14 protein-coding genes are annotated in these 15,574 nt (G+C 75.3%); 7 read left to right on the top strand and 7 right to left on the bottom strand.

From position 1 onward, the window contains the following. The first annotated feature begins 100 nt into the window (after positions 1–100). From ACRYMY_RS01735 to fdhA, 7 genes are all read left to right on the top strand, one after another. Positions 101–2,974 (top strand): glycoside hydrolase family 2 TIM barrel-domain containing protein, encoded by a 2,874-nt coding sequence (locus tag ACRYMY_RS01735; RefSeq protein ID WP_432545582.1) that lies wholly within the window; start codon positions 101–103, stop codon positions 2,972–2,974. Between the two features lie 63 nt (positions 2,975–3,037). After that, a complete protein-coding gene (gene trpS / locus ACRYMY_RS01730) occupies positions 3,038–4,072 on the top strand; it encodes a tryptophan--tRNA ligase (RefSeq protein ID WP_432545542.1) in 1,035 nt (344 codons plus the stop codon). Positions 4,073–4,137: 65 nt separating this feature from the next. Continuing rightward, a complete protein-coding gene (locus ACRYMY_RS01725) occupies positions 4,138–4,641 on the top strand; it encodes a 2'-5' RNA ligase family protein (protein WP_432545581.1) in 504 nt (167 codons plus the stop codon). A gap of 59 nt (positions 4,642–4,700) precedes the next feature. Beyond that, positions 4,701–5,840 (top strand): YihY/virulence factor BrkB family protein, encoded by a 1,140-nt coding sequence (locus tag ACRYMY_RS01720; protein ID WP_432545541.1) that lies wholly within the window; start codon positions 4,701–4,703, stop codon positions 5,838–5,840. A gap of 4 nt (positions 5,841–5,844) precedes the next feature. Next, on the top strand, positions 5,845–6,078 hold the full coding sequence (locus tag ACRYMY_RS01715; RefSeq protein WP_369051915.1) for an SCO4848 family membrane protein: 234 nt from the start codon (positions 5,845–5,847) through the stop codon (positions 6,076–6,078). Positions 6,079–6,102: 24 nt separating this feature from the next. Continuing rightward, positions 6,103–6,852: a DNA-formamidopyrimidine glycosylase family protein gene (locus ACRYMY_RS01710; protein WP_432545540.1), complete on the top strand. Its 750-nt coding sequence runs from the start codon at positions 6,103–6,105 to the stop codon at positions 6,850–6,852. A 156-nt stretch (positions 6,853–7,008) separates the two neighbouring features. Continuing rightward, positions 7,009–8,274, top strand: coding sequence for a formaldehyde dehydrogenase, glutathione-independent (fdhA, locus tag ACRYMY_RS01705; RefSeq protein WP_432545539.1), 1,266 nt, complete (start codon positions 7,009–7,011; stop codon positions 8,272–8,274). 89 nt (positions 8,275–8,363) lie between these two features. On the opposite strand, the gene ACRYMY_RS01700 is transcribed toward fdhA, so the two are convergent. The 7 genes from ACRYMY_RS01700 to ACRYMY_RS01670 all read right to left on the bottom strand — a co-directional run bounded on the left by ACRYMY_RS01700 (position 8,364) and on the right by ACRYMY_RS01670 (position 15,569). Continuing rightward, positions 8,364–9,956, bottom strand: coding sequence for an LGFP repeat-containing protein (locus tag ACRYMY_RS01700; protein ID WP_432545538.1), 1,593 nt, complete (start codon positions 9,954–9,956; stop codon positions 8,364–8,366). After that, positions 9,953–10,507 (bottom strand): hypothetical protein, encoded by a 555-nt coding sequence (locus ACRYMY_RS01695; RefSeq protein ID WP_432545537.1) that lies wholly within the window; start codon positions 10,505–10,507, stop codon positions 9,953–9,955. Before ACRYMY_RS01695 ends, ACRYMY_RS01700 begins: the two co-directional genes overlap by 4 nt. Before the next feature lie 59 nt (positions 10,508–10,566). After that, a complete protein-coding gene (locus ACRYMY_RS01690; RefSeq protein ID WP_432545536.1) occupies positions 10,567–11,172 on the bottom strand; it encodes a hypothetical protein in 606 nt (201 codons plus the stop codon). Positions 11,173–11,258: 86 nt separating this feature from the next. Then, the gene (locus ACRYMY_RS01685; protein ID WP_432545535.1) at positions 11,259–12,086 is read right to left on the bottom strand and encodes a hypothetical protein; all 828 of its coding nucleotides are present in this window, start codon (positions 12,084–12,086) and stop codon (positions 11,259–11,261) included. Next, positions 12,083–12,688: a MauE/DoxX family redox-associated membrane protein gene (locus tag ACRYMY_RS01680; protein WP_432545534.1), complete on the bottom strand. Its 606-nt coding sequence runs from the start codon at positions 12,686–12,688 to the stop codon at positions 12,083–12,085. Before ACRYMY_RS01680 ends, ACRYMY_RS01685 begins: the two co-directional genes overlap by 4 nt. Positions 12,689–12,888: 200 nt before the next feature. Beyond that, positions 12,889–13,734 (bottom strand): succinate dehydrogenase iron-sulfur subunit, encoded by an 846-nt coding sequence (locus ACRYMY_RS01675; RefSeq protein WP_432545533.1) that lies wholly within the window; start codon positions 13,732–13,734, stop codon positions 12,889–12,891. Next, positions 13,734–15,569, bottom strand: a complete 1,836-nt coding sequence (locus ACRYMY_RS01670; RefSeq protein WP_369051928.1) for an FAD-binding protein — start codon at positions 15,567–15,569, stop codon at positions 13,734–13,736. The genes ACRYMY_RS01675 and ACRYMY_RS01670 overlap by 1 nt, the downstream gene beginning before the upstream one ends. Positions 15,570–15,574 lie beyond the last annotated feature (5 nt).

The following is a 15,574-nucleotide window of genomic DNA, read 5'->3' as shown; positions in this document are numbered from 1 at the left end:
GGCTGCCGCGGTGCCCGCCGACGACGCCGCAGCCACCGCCACGACCTCCGCCGCCACCGCCCCGCAGGACCTCCCCACCGCGCCGGAGCAGGGGAGCCCGGTGCGCGCCGCCTGGTTCGAGGACCGGTTCCCGGTGGTCGGGGCGCTGCCCGCGCGCTCGCACCTGCGCTCCGACGCCCCGGCGGTGAGCCTGGACGGGCAGTGGCGCTTCCGGCTGTCCCCGCACGCGCACGCCCCCCGCGAGCAGCTGGCCGCCGACCACGACGACTCCGCGTGGGAGCGGACCGCCGTCCCCGGCCACTGGCAGCTGCAGCACCCGGTCGAGTCCTCCCGCCCGGCGTACACGAACGTCACCTACCCCTTCCCGCTGGACCCGCCGCGCGTGCCGGAGGAGAACCCCACGGGCGACCACCGCCGCCGCTTCACCCTCCCGCCCGGCGAGGGCCGCGTCGTCCTGCGGTTCGAGGGCGTGGACTCCGCGTTCGAGGCGCACGTGGACGGCACGCCCGTCGGGCGCTCGGTGGGCAGCCGCCTGCCGGTGGAGCTCGACGTCACCGACGCCCTCGACCCGCAGCGCGAGGAGCACGTCCTCGCCGTCCGCGTCCACCAGTGGTCCTCGGCCAGCTACCTGGAGGACCAGGACATGTGGTGGCTGTCGGGGATCTTCCGGTCCGTCACCGTCCTGCGCCGGCCCCCGCGCGGGATCGACGACGTGCACGTCCACACCGGCTGGGCGGACGGGACCGGGACGCTGCGCGTGGACGTGGACACCCGCGACGGCGCCGCCGCGCGCGTCCTCGTGCCCGAGCTGGGCCTGGACCTCGCCGCGGGCGAGGAGGTCTCCGTCGCCGCCGAACCCTGGTCGGCGGAGTCGCCGCGCCTGTACGACGCCGAGGTCGTCACCCCCGGCGAGCGGGTCCGGCTGCGGGTGGGGTTCCGCACCGTCGCGATCGTCGACGGCGTGTTCACCGTCAACGGCCGCCCCGTGACCCTGCACGGCGTCAACCGCCACGAGTTCCACCCCGACCGCGGCCGGGCCGTCACCCGCCAGGACATGCTCGACGACGTCCTGCTGATGAAGCGCCACCACGTCGACGCCGTCCGCACCAGCCACTACCCGCCGCACCCGGAGTTCCTGGAGCTGTGCGACGAGCACGGCCTGTACGTCGTCGACGAGTGCGACCTGGAGACGCACGGGTTCGTGGAGGTGGACTGGCGGCAGAACCCCTCCGACGACCCCCGCTGGGAGCGCGCGTACGTGGACCGCGTGACGCGCACGGTGGAGCGGGACAAGAACCACGCGTGCGTCGTCCTGTGGTCGCTGGGCAACGAGAGCGGCACGGGCGTGAACCTCGCGGCGATGGCCCGCTGGGCGGAGGACCGCGACCCCTCGCGCCCGCTGCACTACGAGCACGACTGGGGCTACCCCGACACGGACGTCCACTCCACGATGTACGCCTCCCACGAGCAGGTCGCGGCGATCCTCGCCGGGGACGGCGCGCACGAGGGCAAGCCGTACCTGCAGTGCGAGTACGCGCACGCGATGGGCAACGGGCCGGGCGGGCTGGCCGAGTACCAGGAGCTGTTCGACTCCTCCGACCGCTGCATGGGCGGTTTCGTGTGGGAGTGGATCGACCACGGCCTGCGGCTGCCCGGCGGGGGCTTCGGCTACGGCGGCGACTTCGGCGAGCGCCTGCACGACGGGAACTTCGTCGCCGACGGTCTCGTGCTGCCCGACCGCACCCCCTCGCCCGGCCTGCTCGACTACGCGCACGTCGTCAGCCCGGCCCGCTTCTCCGTCGAGGCCACGCCGTCCGGGGACCTGCTGCGGCTGACGAACCGGTACGCGTTCACGCCCCTGCTCGACGGCGCGTCGCTGCTGCGCCTGGAGGTCGCCGACGACGGTGAGGTCGTGCTGTCCACGACGGCGGAGGCCGGCCCGCTGGCGCCGGGGGAGTCCGTGCTCGTCGAACTGCCCGACGACCTGCCGCCCGGGCGCCCCGACGCCGAGCGCGTCCTGACCGCCACCGTCGTCACGACGGCCGCCTCCCCGCACGCCCCGGCCGGGCACGCGCTCGGCAGCGGTCAGGTCGTGCTCGCCCCGGCCCCCGAGCGCGCCGTGCCCTCGGGCGCGCCGCTGCGGCACCGCGGCGGCGACCTGCTGCTGGGCCCCGCCGCGTTCGACGCCCGCACGGGCGACCTGCTGCGCGTCGGCGACCTGCCGGTCTCCGGGTTCGCCCTGGACCTGTGGCGCGCGCCCACCGACAACGACCGCGGGGTGCACGGCGACCGCGTCGAGCCGGCCTGGCGGGCGCTGCGCCTGGACGACCTGCGCACCCGCACCGCGCTCGTGGAGGAGGGCGAGGACTCCCTGCGCGTCGCCGTGCGCGTGGCCCCGCCCGGCGGCGACACCGGGTTCGCCGCGACCTTCACCTGGACCGCGCAGGAGGACGAGGACGGCGGTGCGCTCGGGCTGCGCGTCGAGGTGGCGCCCGAGCGCGAGCTGGGCGCACCGCTGCCGCGCCTCGGGGTCCGGCTGCGCCTGCCCCGCCACCTCGCGGACGTCGCCTGGTACGGGCGCGGCCCCGGCGAGGCGTACGCCGACACGGGCCTGGCGACCCGCTTGGGCCGCTGGAGCGGCACCGTCGACGGCTGGCAGACGCCGTACGTGCGCCCGCAGGAGAACGGCCGCCGCGCCGGTGTCCGCGTCCTCGACCTCACCGGCGCCGGCCCCGGCCTGCGCGTGGAGGGCGTGCCCGAGATCGGCGTCAGCGCCCGCCGCTGGAGCACCGCGGACCTGGAGCGCACCGCCCACGCCCACGAGCTGCGGGACTCCGGCCACCTCCACCTGCACCTGGACGTCGCCCAGCACGGCATCGGCACCGGCTCCTGCGGGCCGGGCGCCCTGCCGCAGCACCGCCTGGACGCCGCGCCGGCGGCCTTCGCGCTCGTGCTGCGCCCGCTGGCGGGCTGAGGGGCGGTCCTCGCGCCGGTGGGCGCGGCGGGCGGCCCGGGCGGCGGTGGCAGGATGAGGAGCATGGCCGACGCACCACCCCCCGCACCGGGCGCGCGCCCCCGGTTGCTGTCCGGGATGCAGCCCACCTCGGACTCCCTGCACCTCGGCAACTACCTGGGCGCCCTGACCCAGTGGGTGGCCCTGCAGGAGACCCACGAGGCGCTGTACTGCGTCGTCGACCTGCACGCCCTCACCGTCGGTCCCGACCCGGCGGCGCTGCGCGAGCGCACCCGCCGCACCGCCGCCCAGTACCTGGCCGCGGGCGTGGACCCGGAGCGCTCGGCGCTCTTCGTGCAGTCCCACGTGCCCGCCCACGCCCAGCTGGCCTGGGTGCTGTCCTGCCTCACCGGCTTCGGCGAGGCCGGGCGCATGACGCAGTTCAAGGACAAGGCCGCCAAGCAGGGCACCGAGGGCGCCAGCGTGGGCCTGTTCACCTACCCGGTCCTCATGGCCGCCGACATCCTGCTCTACCAGGCCGCGGAGGTGCCGGTCGGCGAGGACCAGCGCCAGCACCTGGAGCTGACCCGCGACCTGGCCCAGCGCTTCAACAGCCGCTACGGCGAGACCTTCGTCGTCCCCGAGCCGTACATCCTCAAGGAGACGGCGAAGATCTACGACCTGCAGGAGCCGGGGGCGAAGATGAGCAAGACCTCCTCCTCGCCCAGCGGCATCGTCGACGTCATGGACGAGCCGCGGGTCACCGCCAAGAAGATCCGCTCCGCCGTCACCGACACCGGCCGCGAGGTGCGCTACGACCCCGTCGAGAAGGCCGGCGTCTCCAACCTGCTGACGATCCACTCGGCCCTGTCCGGCCGCTCGATCGCCGACCTGGAGGCCGACTTCGCCGGCCGCGGCTACGGCGACCTGAAGAAGGAGCTCGCCGAGGTCGTCACCGAGGCCCTCGGGCCCGTGCGCGAGCGCACGCTGGAGCTGCTGGCCGACACCGCCACCCTCGACGACGTCCTGGCCGAGGGCGCCCGGCGGGCGAACGCCGTCGCGGAGGACACCCTGGCGCGGGTGTACGACGCGGTGGGGCTCGTGGGCCGCCGGAGGTGACGACCGCCCCGCGCGGCGGTCCGTCCGGTCCGCCCGGCCCGCCGGCCCCCGGGGACGTCCCCGTCATCGGGGTGTCGATCCCGGTGCCGGAGCCGCACGCCGGTGAGCTGACGGCGTGGCGGCACGCGTTCGGCGACCCGCTCGCCGACCGCGTGCCCCCGCACATCACCCTGCTGCCGCCGCACCCGCTGCCGCCGCGCGAGGCCGACCGGGCGCGCCGCCACCTGGCGGAGACGGCCGGTCGCACCGCGCCCTTCGAGGTGCACCTGCGCGGCACGGCCACCTTCCGGCCCGTCTCGCCGGTGGTGTTCGTGCAGGTCACGCACGGCATCTCCGAGTGCGAGCTGCTGCAGGCCGCCGTGCGCACCGGGCCGCTGGTGCGCGAGCTCGCCTTCCCGTACCACCCGCACGTCACCGTCGCCCACGACGTGCCCGAGGACGACCTCGACCGCGCCGAGACGACCCTGCGCGACTGGGAGGCCGCCTTCCCCGTCACCGGGTTCAGCCTCTACGAGCACGGCACCGACGGCGTGTGGCGCCCGCGGGAGCACTTCGTCTTCGGCGGCTGAGACCCGTGCGGGCGCCCGCCGCCCGTGCGGGCCCGCGGGGCCTCCGCGATGATCGGCGCGTGAGCGGTCTCCAGCAGCAGGCGGCCGGCGCGGTGACCGCGGTCAGGGGCAGCCACCCGCTGCGGGCCTGGCAGCGCTACAGCGAAGCGCGCGGCAACACCCTCGCCGGCGGCATCGCCTACTTCGCCTTCTTCTCGATCTTCCCCGCGCTCGCGGTGGGGCTGACCGTCGTCGGCTTCGTCATGCGCGCCCAGAGCGACGTGCTGGACTCCGTCATCGGCGGGCTGGAGCCTTACCTGCCAGGGCTCATCCACCGCGGCGCCGAGCCCGCCGACCCCGCGGCCCGCGAGCCCGGCATCTACATCGACGCGGTCCTGCAGAGCAGCGCGCTGAACCTGGCGCTGTTCGGCTCCCTGGCCGTGCTGCTGTTCACCGGGCTGGGCTGGATCGACGCCATGCGCCAGGGCATCCGCGCCGTCTTCGGCGAAGAGGCCGGGGGCGCGGCCTTCCCGATCGCCAAGGCGCGCGACCTCGTCGTCCTCCTCGTCATCGGCAGCGGCGTGGTCTTGTCCATCCTGTCCGTCACGGTCACCGCCACCGCGGGGGACTGGCTGCTGCGCCAGGCGGGCGTGGAGGACACCACGGTGGGGGCCTGGCTGCTGCGCCTGGCCGGCCTGCTCGTGGCCCTCGTCGTGGACAGCGCCACCTTCCTGGCCGTCTTCCGCGTCCTGCCCATGGTGAGCGTGCCGCTGCGCCAGCTCGTGCCGGGCGCCCTCATCGGCGGGGTCGGGCTGGGCGTCCTCAAGCAGTTCGGCACCGAGATCGCCTCCCGGTCGGCGTCGAACAACGCCTTCCTCGGCGCCGCCGCCAGCATCGTCGTGCTGCTGGTGCTGATGAACCTGGTGGGCCGGTTGATCCTGCTCGCCGCCGCGTGGGCGGCCACCCAGGCCGAGGACGCCGGCTCGCTGCCCGCGCGCTGGGTCGAGGACCGCTACGTGGTGCCGCTGGGGCCCGTCGAGCCGCCGCAGCTGCGCCGCGGCACCGGTGGGGCGCGGGGCGGTCGGGCCGCCGCCTTCGGGGCGGGGCTGGCCGGCGGGGCGCTCGCCGGCGCCGGGGCGACGCTCGTGCTCGCGGTCCGCGTCCTGGGTGGGCGGCCGCCGTGGTCGCGGCGAGCGCGCCGGAGCCGCTTGAGAGGATGAGGACGTGGTCCTCTCCCAGCGCGCCAGCCTGTTCCTGCTCGCCGTCGGCGTGTGGACGTGGGCGATCTGGCCGAACTTCCTGCGCAACATCTGGGGCGACGAGCGCTCCTGGGACGGCGGGCCGCAGCCGTTCTTCCTCGTCCACCTCGTCCTCGTCGTCGTCAGCCTGGTGATCGGCACGGCGGTGGGGGTCCTGGGGGTCCGGGGGCTGCGCGCGGCCCGCCGCCGCGCGCGCTGACCCGGGCGCGGTGATGATCGGCACGTGCCCGAGGGTCACCTGCTGCACCACTACGCCCGCCGCCTGCACGCCGACCTGGCCGGCCGCGCCGTGGCCGCCTCCAGCCCGCAGGGGCGCTTCGACGCCCGCCCCTTCGACGGCCGCCGCGTCGAGCGCGTCCACGCCCGCGGCAAGCACCTGTTCTGCGAGGTCCAGGACGCCCCCGTCCTGCACGTGCACCTGGGGCACGACGGGCTGCTCCTGCGCACCGACGACCCGTCGCTGCCGCCGCTGCGCGGCACCCGGCTGCGGCTGGCGACCGAGGGGGCCGCGTGGTCGCTCATCGCCCCCAGCCGCTGCGAGCCGCTGACGCCCGCGGCGCGCGACGACGTGCTGGCGTCCCTGGGCCCCGACCCGGTCGTCGACACCGGACCCGCCGCGCGGGAGGAGGCCGTGCGCCGGCTGACCGCCAAGCGCTCACCCGTCGGCACCGCGCTGCTGGACCAGTCCGTGTGGGCGGGCCTGGGCAACGTCTGGCGCGCCGAGCTGCCGCACCTGCTGCGCATCGACCCCGCCCGCCGCGTCGACGCCGAGGAGGCGGGCCGGCTGTGGGACCTGTCGGTGCGGATGCTCGGCGACTGCGTCGAGCCGGGGAAGATCATCACCGTGCCCGACGGCGAGCCGGGGGAGCGGTGGGTCTACAAGAGGGACCGCTGCCGCGGCTGCGGCGCCCCGGTGCGCGTCCAGCAGCTCGGCGGGCGCACCTGCTACACCTGCCCCGCCGAGCAGACCTGACCCCCTCACCCCGCCGTGATCACGGATGTGTGAGAGCTCACGCACCCGAGATCACCGCGGGGAGCACGAGGGGGTTGCCGGGCGCGGGGGCGTGCGGTGGGATGGGCTCCCAGGGCGCGACACGGGAGTCGCGCCCCGTCGGAGGAGGCCCTCACCGTGAGCACGACCGACACCGCCAGCTCCACCACCGCGAACGGCTCGCGACCCGACGGCAACCGCGCCGTCGCCTACCTCGGCCCCGGCCGGGTCGAGGTGCAGACGATCGACTACCCGACCTTCGAGCTGAAGGACGGTCCCGGGGTCAACCCCGCCAACGTCGGCCGCAAGGTCGAGCACGGCGTCATCCTCAAGCTCGTCGCCACCAACATCTGCGGTTCCGACCAGCACATGGTCCGCGGCCGCACCACCGCCCCGCCGAACCTCGTCCTGGGCCACGAGATCACCGGCGAGATCGTCGAGAAGGGTCGCGACGTCGAGTTCCTCGAGGTCGGCGACCTCGTCTCGGTGCCGTTCAACATCGCCTGCGGCCGCTGCCGCAACTGCAAGGAGCGCAAGACCGGCATCTGCCTCAACGTCAACCCCGACCGCCCCGGCTCGGCGTACGGGTACGTCGACATGGGTGGCTGGGTCGGCGGGCAGGCCGAGTACGTCCTCGTCCCGTACGCGGACTTCAACTGCCTGAAGTTCCCGGACAAGGACCAGGCGATGGAGAAGATCCTCGACCTGACGATGCTCTCCGACATCTTCCCGACCGGTTTCCACGGCTGCGTGTCGGCCGGTGTCGGCGTCGGGTCCACGGTCTACATCGCCGGCGCCGGGCCCGTCGGCCTGGCCGCCGCCGCCGGCGCGCAGCTGCTGGGCGCGGCCGTCGTCATCGTCGGCGACCTCAACGCCGAGCGCCTGGAGCGGGCCCGCAGCTTCGGCTGCGAGACCGTCGACGTGTCCAAGGGCGACCCGCGCGACCAGATCGAGCAGATCCTCGGCGTGCCCGAGGTCGACTGCGGTGTCGACGCCGTCGGTTTCGAGGCGCGCGGGCACGGCGAGGGCGCCAAGGGCGAGGCGCCGGCGACGGTGCTGAACTCCCTCATGGAGATCACCACGGCCGGCGGCGCGATGGGCATCCCGGGCCTGTACGTGACCGGCGACCCGGGCGGTGTCGACGAGGCCGCCAAGCGCGGCGCGCTGTCGCTGGACCTGGGCACGGGGTGGGCGAAGTCGCTGTCGTTCACCACCGGTCAGTGCCCGGTGATGAAGTACCACCGCGGCCTGATGATGGCGATCCTGCACGACAAGGTGCAGATCGCGAAGGCCGTCGGCGCGACGCCCATCTCGCTGGACGAGGCCCCCGACGCGTACCAGAAGTTCGACGCCGGAGCGCCGCAGAAGTTCGTCATCGACCCGCACGGGATGATCAAGCGCTGACGCCCCACCTCGCCGTGATCATGGATGCGTCGACCGTGACGCGTCCATGATCACCGCGGGGGTCGGGGAGGGGTAGGACGCGGTCGGGGTCAGGCGGGGCGCAGGACGACCTCGCCGCCGGCGCGGACGACCGCGGTGCCGCGCTGGAACCTCTGCGTCCGCTCACCGGCGCCGGAGTCCTCCAGCTCGCCGGTCGGGAACCCCAGCGGGCCGGCCGCGCCACCGCCGTCCAGCCACGCCCGGCGCACCGGGTCGACGACGAACTGCGCGCCCGTGGCCGGCGACCAGTACACCGACCCGCCCTCGAAGTTCGAGGAGCGCCCGTCGGTGCCGGGCACCGTCGCCTCGTCCGTCACGGGGTACCCCAGCGGGCCCGCCTCCCAGCCGCTGCGGCGCCAGCGGTCCCGCACCGCGCCGAGCACCGCGTGCGCCGACGTGCGCGGGCTCCAGTACACCGACCCGCGCTCGAAGTGGCTGAACCGCCCGCGCCGGTCCGGCGTCTCCTGCTCGCTCGTCACCGGGTACCCCAGCGGCCCCGCCTCCCAGCCCAGCGCCGCCCACGTGTCGCGGATCGCTCCCCGCACCACCTGCGCGCCCGTCGCGGCCGTCCAGTAGATCGACGCCGACCCGGCGAAGTGGTTGTAGCGCCCGCGCCGGTCCGGCGTCTCGCGCTCGCTGGTGACGGGGAACCCCAGCGGCCCGGCCTCCCAGCCGCGCTGCGCCCACGCGTCGCGGACCGCCCCCTGCACCGCGTGCGCGCCGGTCTCCGGCGACCAGTACACCGACCCGCGCTGGAAGTGCTGGAACCGGCCGCGGTCGCCCGGCACCGGCAGCTCGTCGGTCGTGGGGAACCCCAGGCGGGCCTCCCAGCCCAGCCGCGCCCACGTCTCGCGCACGGCGCCCGCGACGGCGTGCGCGCCGGTGGCGCCCGACCAGTAGATCGAGCCGCCGTCGAAGTGCTGGTAGACGCCGGTGTCGCCGGGGGTGCGCTGCTCCGGCGTGCGCTGCTCGCCGAGGAACCCGCCGGGTCCGCCGAGGGCCGTGTACCGGCTGCCGATCGCGGTGCAGTCCTGCAGCGCCGGCGCACTGTGCGCCCCGGTGCGCTGGTCGGTCGCCGACGTGGTCGTGCACCCCCACGCGGGGATCCGCCAGGGCGGGGTGCAGGTGACGACCCGGCACCACACCGGCCCGGTGCACGAGACGTCCTGGCGGCACTGCCCGTAGCGGAACTCGTTGCAGCACACCCGGCGCTGGTCGCACTGCCCGGTCGGCCCGCACCCGCAGGAGCAGTTGCGGCAGCCCTCCCCGCAGAACTTGCGGCCGCCGCCGCACCCGCAGGAGCAGTAGCTGTGGCAGTCGATGTAGTAGCGCGCCGACCCGCAGCAGTACCCGGAACCGTCCGACTTCCACCAGCCGCCGACCAGGCTGCCCGGCGGGCACCGGTTCACCCCGCCGTTGACGGTGGCGCAGAACACCGTGTACCCGGAGCGGCAGGTGGAGTCCGTCCCGCACACCGCCGCGTACGCCGTGCCCGGGCGGGTCAGGAACGACACCGGCCCCACGCTGAGCGCGGAGCCGACGACGGCCGTGCGCGCGAGGAACCCGCGCCGGTCGGTGCGCCGGGCCAGCGCCGTCGTCGCGGCCGACGTCAGGGAGTCGATCCAGCGGTCCAGCACGGTCACCGCGCACCTCCGGCCGTGTCGAGCGGTTCGTCGAGCGGTTCGTCGAGCGGTTCGTCGAGCGGTTCGTCGAGCGTCTCCGCGACGGGGACGTCGAGCGAGGCGTCCAGGGCGAGGGTCGCCAGCAGCGGGCGCACCCGCTCCACGAGCGCGGCCCGGCGGGCGTGGCTGCCCAGCACCACGTACAGGCAGAACGCCCGGCCGCCGACCTGGAAGAACCACTGCGACCCGCTCTGCCCCGGGATCGAGCGCTGCAACCGGTTCGGGGCGAAGTCCGCCGCCGTCGGCCGCGGCAGGCCCCGGTCGGCGAACAGCGGTGTCGCGCACGCCGCCGGGTCGTGCTCGAACAGCGACACGAACACGTCCTCGGTGCCCAGCAGCGCGGTGACGCCGCCGCCGAAGTCGCCGCGCACCGCCGGCAGCGCGACCGTGCTGGCGTGCAGGACGGGCCGCACCCGCGCGCCCGGCGCGTGCTCCTCGTCGCCGCGCAGCGCGATGCGCACCTCCCAGCCGCGCGGGGCGTCCAGCCCGATGCCGTGCGCCTGCAACCTCACCGTCGGCCTCCTCCGTCGTCGCCCACCGCTGGCCCCCTCACCCGCGCCTCACCCGCGCCTCACCCCGTCGGACCCGCCGCCAGCAGCAGCGCCCCGGCCGCGGCCGTCGCCGCGCACGCCAGCGCCGTCACCGCGCGCCCGGTGGGCGCCAGGCGCTCCAGCGCCCGGTGCACCCCCACCAGCCGCGCCGGGGTGGTGACCCCCCGCGCGGCCAGGACGGGCAGCGCCCGCGCCAGCCCGAACAGCAGCCCCAGCGCGGCGCCGCGCGCCGGGTCCCCGGTCAGCGCGACGAGCGCGAACGCCACGTACAGGACGGGGGAGGTCACGATCGTCACCACGCCCAGCCCCAGCTGGACGCCGTACCCGGCGCCGTACACCCAGCCGCGGTAGCGGTGCAGCCAGTCCTCGTCGACCTGCCGGTGCCACGTCGGCGGCGCCGGCAGGCGGCCCGTCTCCACCGCCAGCGCCCACAGCGCCAGCGCGACGACGACGGCCACGGCGACCTGCGCGGCCGCGCTCCCGCCCGGCAGCAGCAGCCCGAGCACGCCCAGGGCGAGGCCGGCGGCGGTGCCCCCGGCGGCGGAGCCGAGCAGGTGGGCCGTGACCGTGACCGGCCAGCGGCTGGCGCGTCCCCGCTCACCGAGCGGGGTGATGCTGGACAGCATCGACTCGCCTCAAGGCGACCACAGCGCGCGCAGCGCCGCGACGACGGTCAGGGGCGCGCCCACGAGCAGCGCCCACAGCGGCAGGGTCACCGGACGCCGGGCGCGGCCCGGTCCCCGGTCTCCTCGGCGGTCAGGTCCGCCGCGGTCAGCTGCAGGCTCGGGTGGCCCGGCAGGATGCCGGCGGCGCGCAGCTCCCGGTCGGCGCGCGCCTCGCGGTGGGCGCCGTCGCCGCGGTCCTCGCCCGCCCCGTGCCCGTGCCCGTGGGCGTGCCCGGCGCGGTCCGCCCGGTCGCCGGTGGCCTGGACGACGAGCCGCTGCACCTGCTCCCAGCTGGTCGCGCTGCCCTCGCCGGCCACGCGGCCCGTGCTCCCGTCGACGAGGACGAAGTACGGGGAGCCGGGCACCTCGTACCCCTCCCAGGCGGCCGTGGACATCACGACGTCCACCCCGTCGGGCGCCAGCTGCCGCAGCGCGGTGACGCTCTCGCGCTCCGGGCCCTGGGTGACGACGACGAGCCGGGTGCCGGCGGGCAGCCCGAGGCCGGGACGGGCGAAGCGCTGCCAGAACCCGTGGCAGGTCAGGCACCCGCTGGACAGGAACGCCACGAGGGTGTCGCGCCCGCCCGCGGTGACGTCGACCTGGACGGCGTCGCCGGTGGGCGTGGTGCCGGCCACGGGCAGTGCGCCGCCGCCGGTCAGCCCGGCCGGGCCGACGACGCCGTCGCCGACGGTGAACGGCACGTCGTCCGGCGTGCGGGGCGCGCCCGCGCCCGGCGCGGTGTCCTCCCGGCCGGCGCCCAGTTCGTGCAGGGAGCGCAGGACCTCGGCGTGGCTGCGCAGCAGGCCGGCGACGAGCAGGCCGAGCAGCGCGACGGCCACCGTGAGCCCGGCGACGAGGACGATCAGGACGGTCACGGAGCGCTCCGGAGGGGGAGGAGGGTGCGGTCGCCGCTGGCGGGCGCGCCGGGGGCGGTGGTGGGGGTGGAGGTCGCGGCGCTCCGCCGCGACGGTGCGGCGGCGCGCAGGCGGGGCAGGGCGGTGAGGACCAGCAGCGACAGCCCGGTGCCGACCGCCGCGGAGACCGCCACGGCGAGGGCGGGCCCGGGGCCCGCCGCCAGGACGGCGCCCAGCCCGGCGCCGCCGGTGAGCGCGACCGCCGCGCCGACGGCGGCCAGGGCGCCGGTGACGGCGACGTGCGCGGCGGTGGGCGGCACGTCGGCCGCGCCGAAGCAGCCGCAGCTGCTCAGCGGCCGCCGGCGCACGAGGGCGAGGACGACGAAGGCGGTGAAGCCCGCGTAGGCGGCGGCCAGCGCCCACGCCCCGGCGGGGGAGCCGCTGAGGGCGAGCGCCACCACGAGCAGCTCGGCCGCGCCGAGCAGGCGCACGAGGGCGGTGCCCGAGGGCAGCGACTGGGTGCGCAAGGCCTGCGCCGTCGAGCGCGGCCGCCGCACCTTCGCGACGCCCGCGACCACCAGCAGCGCGGCCCCCACGAGGAGGGGAACCGTGAGGGGGTTCACATCTTCACCGTGGGTCACGTCCGGTACCCCGGTCAAGCAGTTCGTCCGATCCCACCTCCCCCTCCCTCCGTGATCTTGCAGGGTTTCCCAGCAAGATCACGGAGGGAGGGGAAGGGGGAGGAGGTGGGGGAGGGGCGGGACCTGCGGGGGACGACGAGGGGCCCGGTGGACGGTGTCCACCGGGCCCCTCGTGCGGAGCGTCAGAACTTGCGGGAGATCAGCGCCTGCTTGACCTCGGCGATGGCCTTGGTGACCTGGATGCCGCGCGGGCAGGCCTCCGAGCAGTTGAAGGTCGTGCGGCAGCGCCACACGCCCTCCTTGTCGTTGAGGACCTCCAGGCGCAGGTCCGAGCCCACGTCACGGCTGTCGAAGATGAACCGGTGCGCGTTGACGATCGCGGCCGGGCCGAAGTACTGCCCGTCGTTCCAGAACACCGGGCAGCTCGACGTGCACGCCGCGCACAGGATGCACTTGGTCGTGTCGTCGAAGCGCTCGCGGTCGGCCTGCGACTGCAGGCGCTCGCGCGTCGGCTCGGCACCGGCGGCGATGAGGAACGGCATGACCTCGCGGTAGGAGGCGAAGAACGGCTCCATGTCCACGACGAGGTCCTTCTCCACCGGCAGGCCCTTGATGGGCTCGACGGTGATCGGCTTGGAGATGTCGAGGTCCTTCAGCAGGACCTTGCACGCCAGCCGGTTGCGGCCGTTGATCCGCATGGCGTCCGACCCGCACACGCCGTGGGCGCAGGAGCGGCGGAACGTCAGCGAGCCGTCCTCCTCCCACTTCACCTTGTGCAGCGCGTCCAGCACCCGGTCGGTGCCGTACATGGTGACGCGGTAGTCCTCCCAGTGCGGCTCGCTGTCGCGCTCCGGGTCGTAGCGGCGCACGCGCAGCGTCACGTCGAACGAGGGGATCTCCCCCGTGGGGGACTCGTTGCCGCCCTCGCGGGGCTTCGCGCCGCCCTCGCCGGCGCGGGCGCGGTCGGCGGACTTGGCGGGACCGGCCTCCGCGTTGGTCTCGCTGGGGCCCTGCTCGGTGGTCGACATCAGTACTTGCGCTCCATCGGCTGGTAGCGCGTCTGGACCACGGGCTTGTAGTCCAGGCGCATCGTGTGCTGCCCGTCGGCGCCGGCCTCGCGGTACACCATCGTGTGCCGCATGAAGTTGACGTCGTCGCGGTTGGGGTAGTCCTCGCGGAAGTGCCCGCCCCGGGACTCCTTGCGCTCCAGCGCCCCCAGGACCATGACCTCGGCCAGGTCGAGGAGGAACCCGAGCTCCAGGCCCTCGAGCAGGTCCACGTTGTACCGGCGGCCCTTGTCCTGCACGGCCACCCGGGCGTAGCGCTCCTTGAGCCGCTCGATGTCGGTGAGGGCCTGCTTCAGCGTCGCCTCGGTGCGGAAGACCTGGGCGTTGGCGTCCATCGTCTCCTGCAGCTCCGCCCGGATCGCCGCGACGCGGTCGGTCGTGGCGGGGCGGTCGCGCAGCTCGGTCAGCTGGGCGACGAGGTCGGCCTCGGGGGCCTCCGGCAGCGCCACCCACTGCGCCTTCGTGGCGTACTCCGCGGCGGCGATGCCGGCGCGGCGGCCGAAGACGTTGATGTCGAGCAGGGAGTTGGTGCCCAGGCGGTTGGACCCGTGCACGGACACGCACGCCACCTCGCCCGCGGCGTACAGGCCGGGGACGACGCGGGTGTTGTCCTGCAGGACCTCGGCCTCGACGTTGGTCGGCACGCCGCCCATCGCGTAGTGCGCGGTCGGGTAGACCGGCACCGGCTCGGTGTACGGCTCCACGCCCAGGTAGGTGCGGGCGAACTCGGTGATGTCCGGCAGCTTCGCGTCGATGTGCGCGGGCTCCAGGTGGGTCAGGTCGAGCAGGACGTAGTCCTTGTTCGGCCCGGCGCCGCGGCCCTCGCGCACCTCGTTGGCCATCGAGCGGGCGACGATGTCGCGCGGCGCGAGGTCCTTGATGGTGGGGGCGTAGCGCTCCATGAAGCGCTCGCCGTCGGCGTTGCGCAGGATGCCGCCCTCGCCGCGGGCGGCCTCGGACAGCAGGATGCCCAGGCCCGCCAGGCCCGTCGGGTGGAACTGGAAGAACTCCATGTCCTCCAGCGGGATCCCGCGGCGGTAGGCGATGCCCATGCCGTCACCGGTGAGGGTGTGCGCGTTGGAGGTCGTCTTGAAGACCTTGCCGGCGCCGCCGGTGGCGAGCACGACGGACTTGGCCTGGAAGACGTGCACCTCGCCGGTGGCCAGCTCGTAGGCCACGACGCCCGCGACGCGCTTGTCGCCGGGCACGCCCACCGTCGGCGGGACGGCCATGCCGGGCTGGTCGGCCGCACCCTCGATCTCGTCGCCGGTGCGCGCGTCCGCGGCGTCCACGACGAGCAGGTCCAGGACGTAGAACTCGTTGAAGAACTCCACCTCGTGCTTGACGCACTGCTGGTAGAGGGTCTGCAGGATCATGTGGCCGGTGCGGTCCGCGGCGAAGCACGAGCGGCGCACGGGCGCCTTGCCGTGGTCGCGGGTGTGGCCGCCGAACCGGCGCTGGTCGATCTTGCCGTCGGGCGTGCGGTTGAACGGCAGGCCCATCTTCTCCAGGTCGAGGACCGCGTCGATGGCCTCCTTGCACATCACCTCGGCGGCGTCCTGGTCGACGAGGTAGTCACCGCCCTTGACGGTGTCGAAGGTGTGCCACTCCCAGTTGTCCTCCTCGACGTTGGCCAGGGCGGCGCACATGCCGCCCTGGGCCGCACCGGTGTGCGAGCGCGTCGGGTAGAGCTTGGTGAGCACGGCCGTCCGGGCGCGCTTGCCGGCCTCGAGGGCGGCGCGCATGCCGGCCCCGCCGGCACCGACGATGACGACGTCGAACTGGTGGGTCTGCACAGCTG

Origin of the sequence: Kineococcus haloalkalitolerans (assembly GCF_050871905.1) — a bacterium.
Taxonomy (GTDB): domain Bacteria; phylum Actinomycetota; class Actinomycetes; order Actinomycetales; family Kineococcaceae; genus Kineococcus.
The sequence above is the reverse complement of the archived record's forward strand: the minus strand, read 5'-3'. Positions and strand labels throughout refer to the sequence as shown.

Coding starts and splice junctions, on each gene's coding strand:
- trpS (WP_432545542.1), top strand. CDS start 3,038: ATGGCCGACGCACCACCCCCCGCACCGGGCGCGCGCCCCCGGTTGCTG.
- ACRYMY_RS01690 (WP_432545536.1), bottom strand. CDS start 11,172: ATGCTGTCCAGCATCACCCCGCTCGGTGAGCGGGGACGCGCCAGCCGC.
- ACRYMY_RS01675 (WP_432545533.1), bottom strand. CDS start 13,734: ATGTCGACCACCGAGCAGGGCCCCAGCGAGACCAACGCGGAGGCCGGT.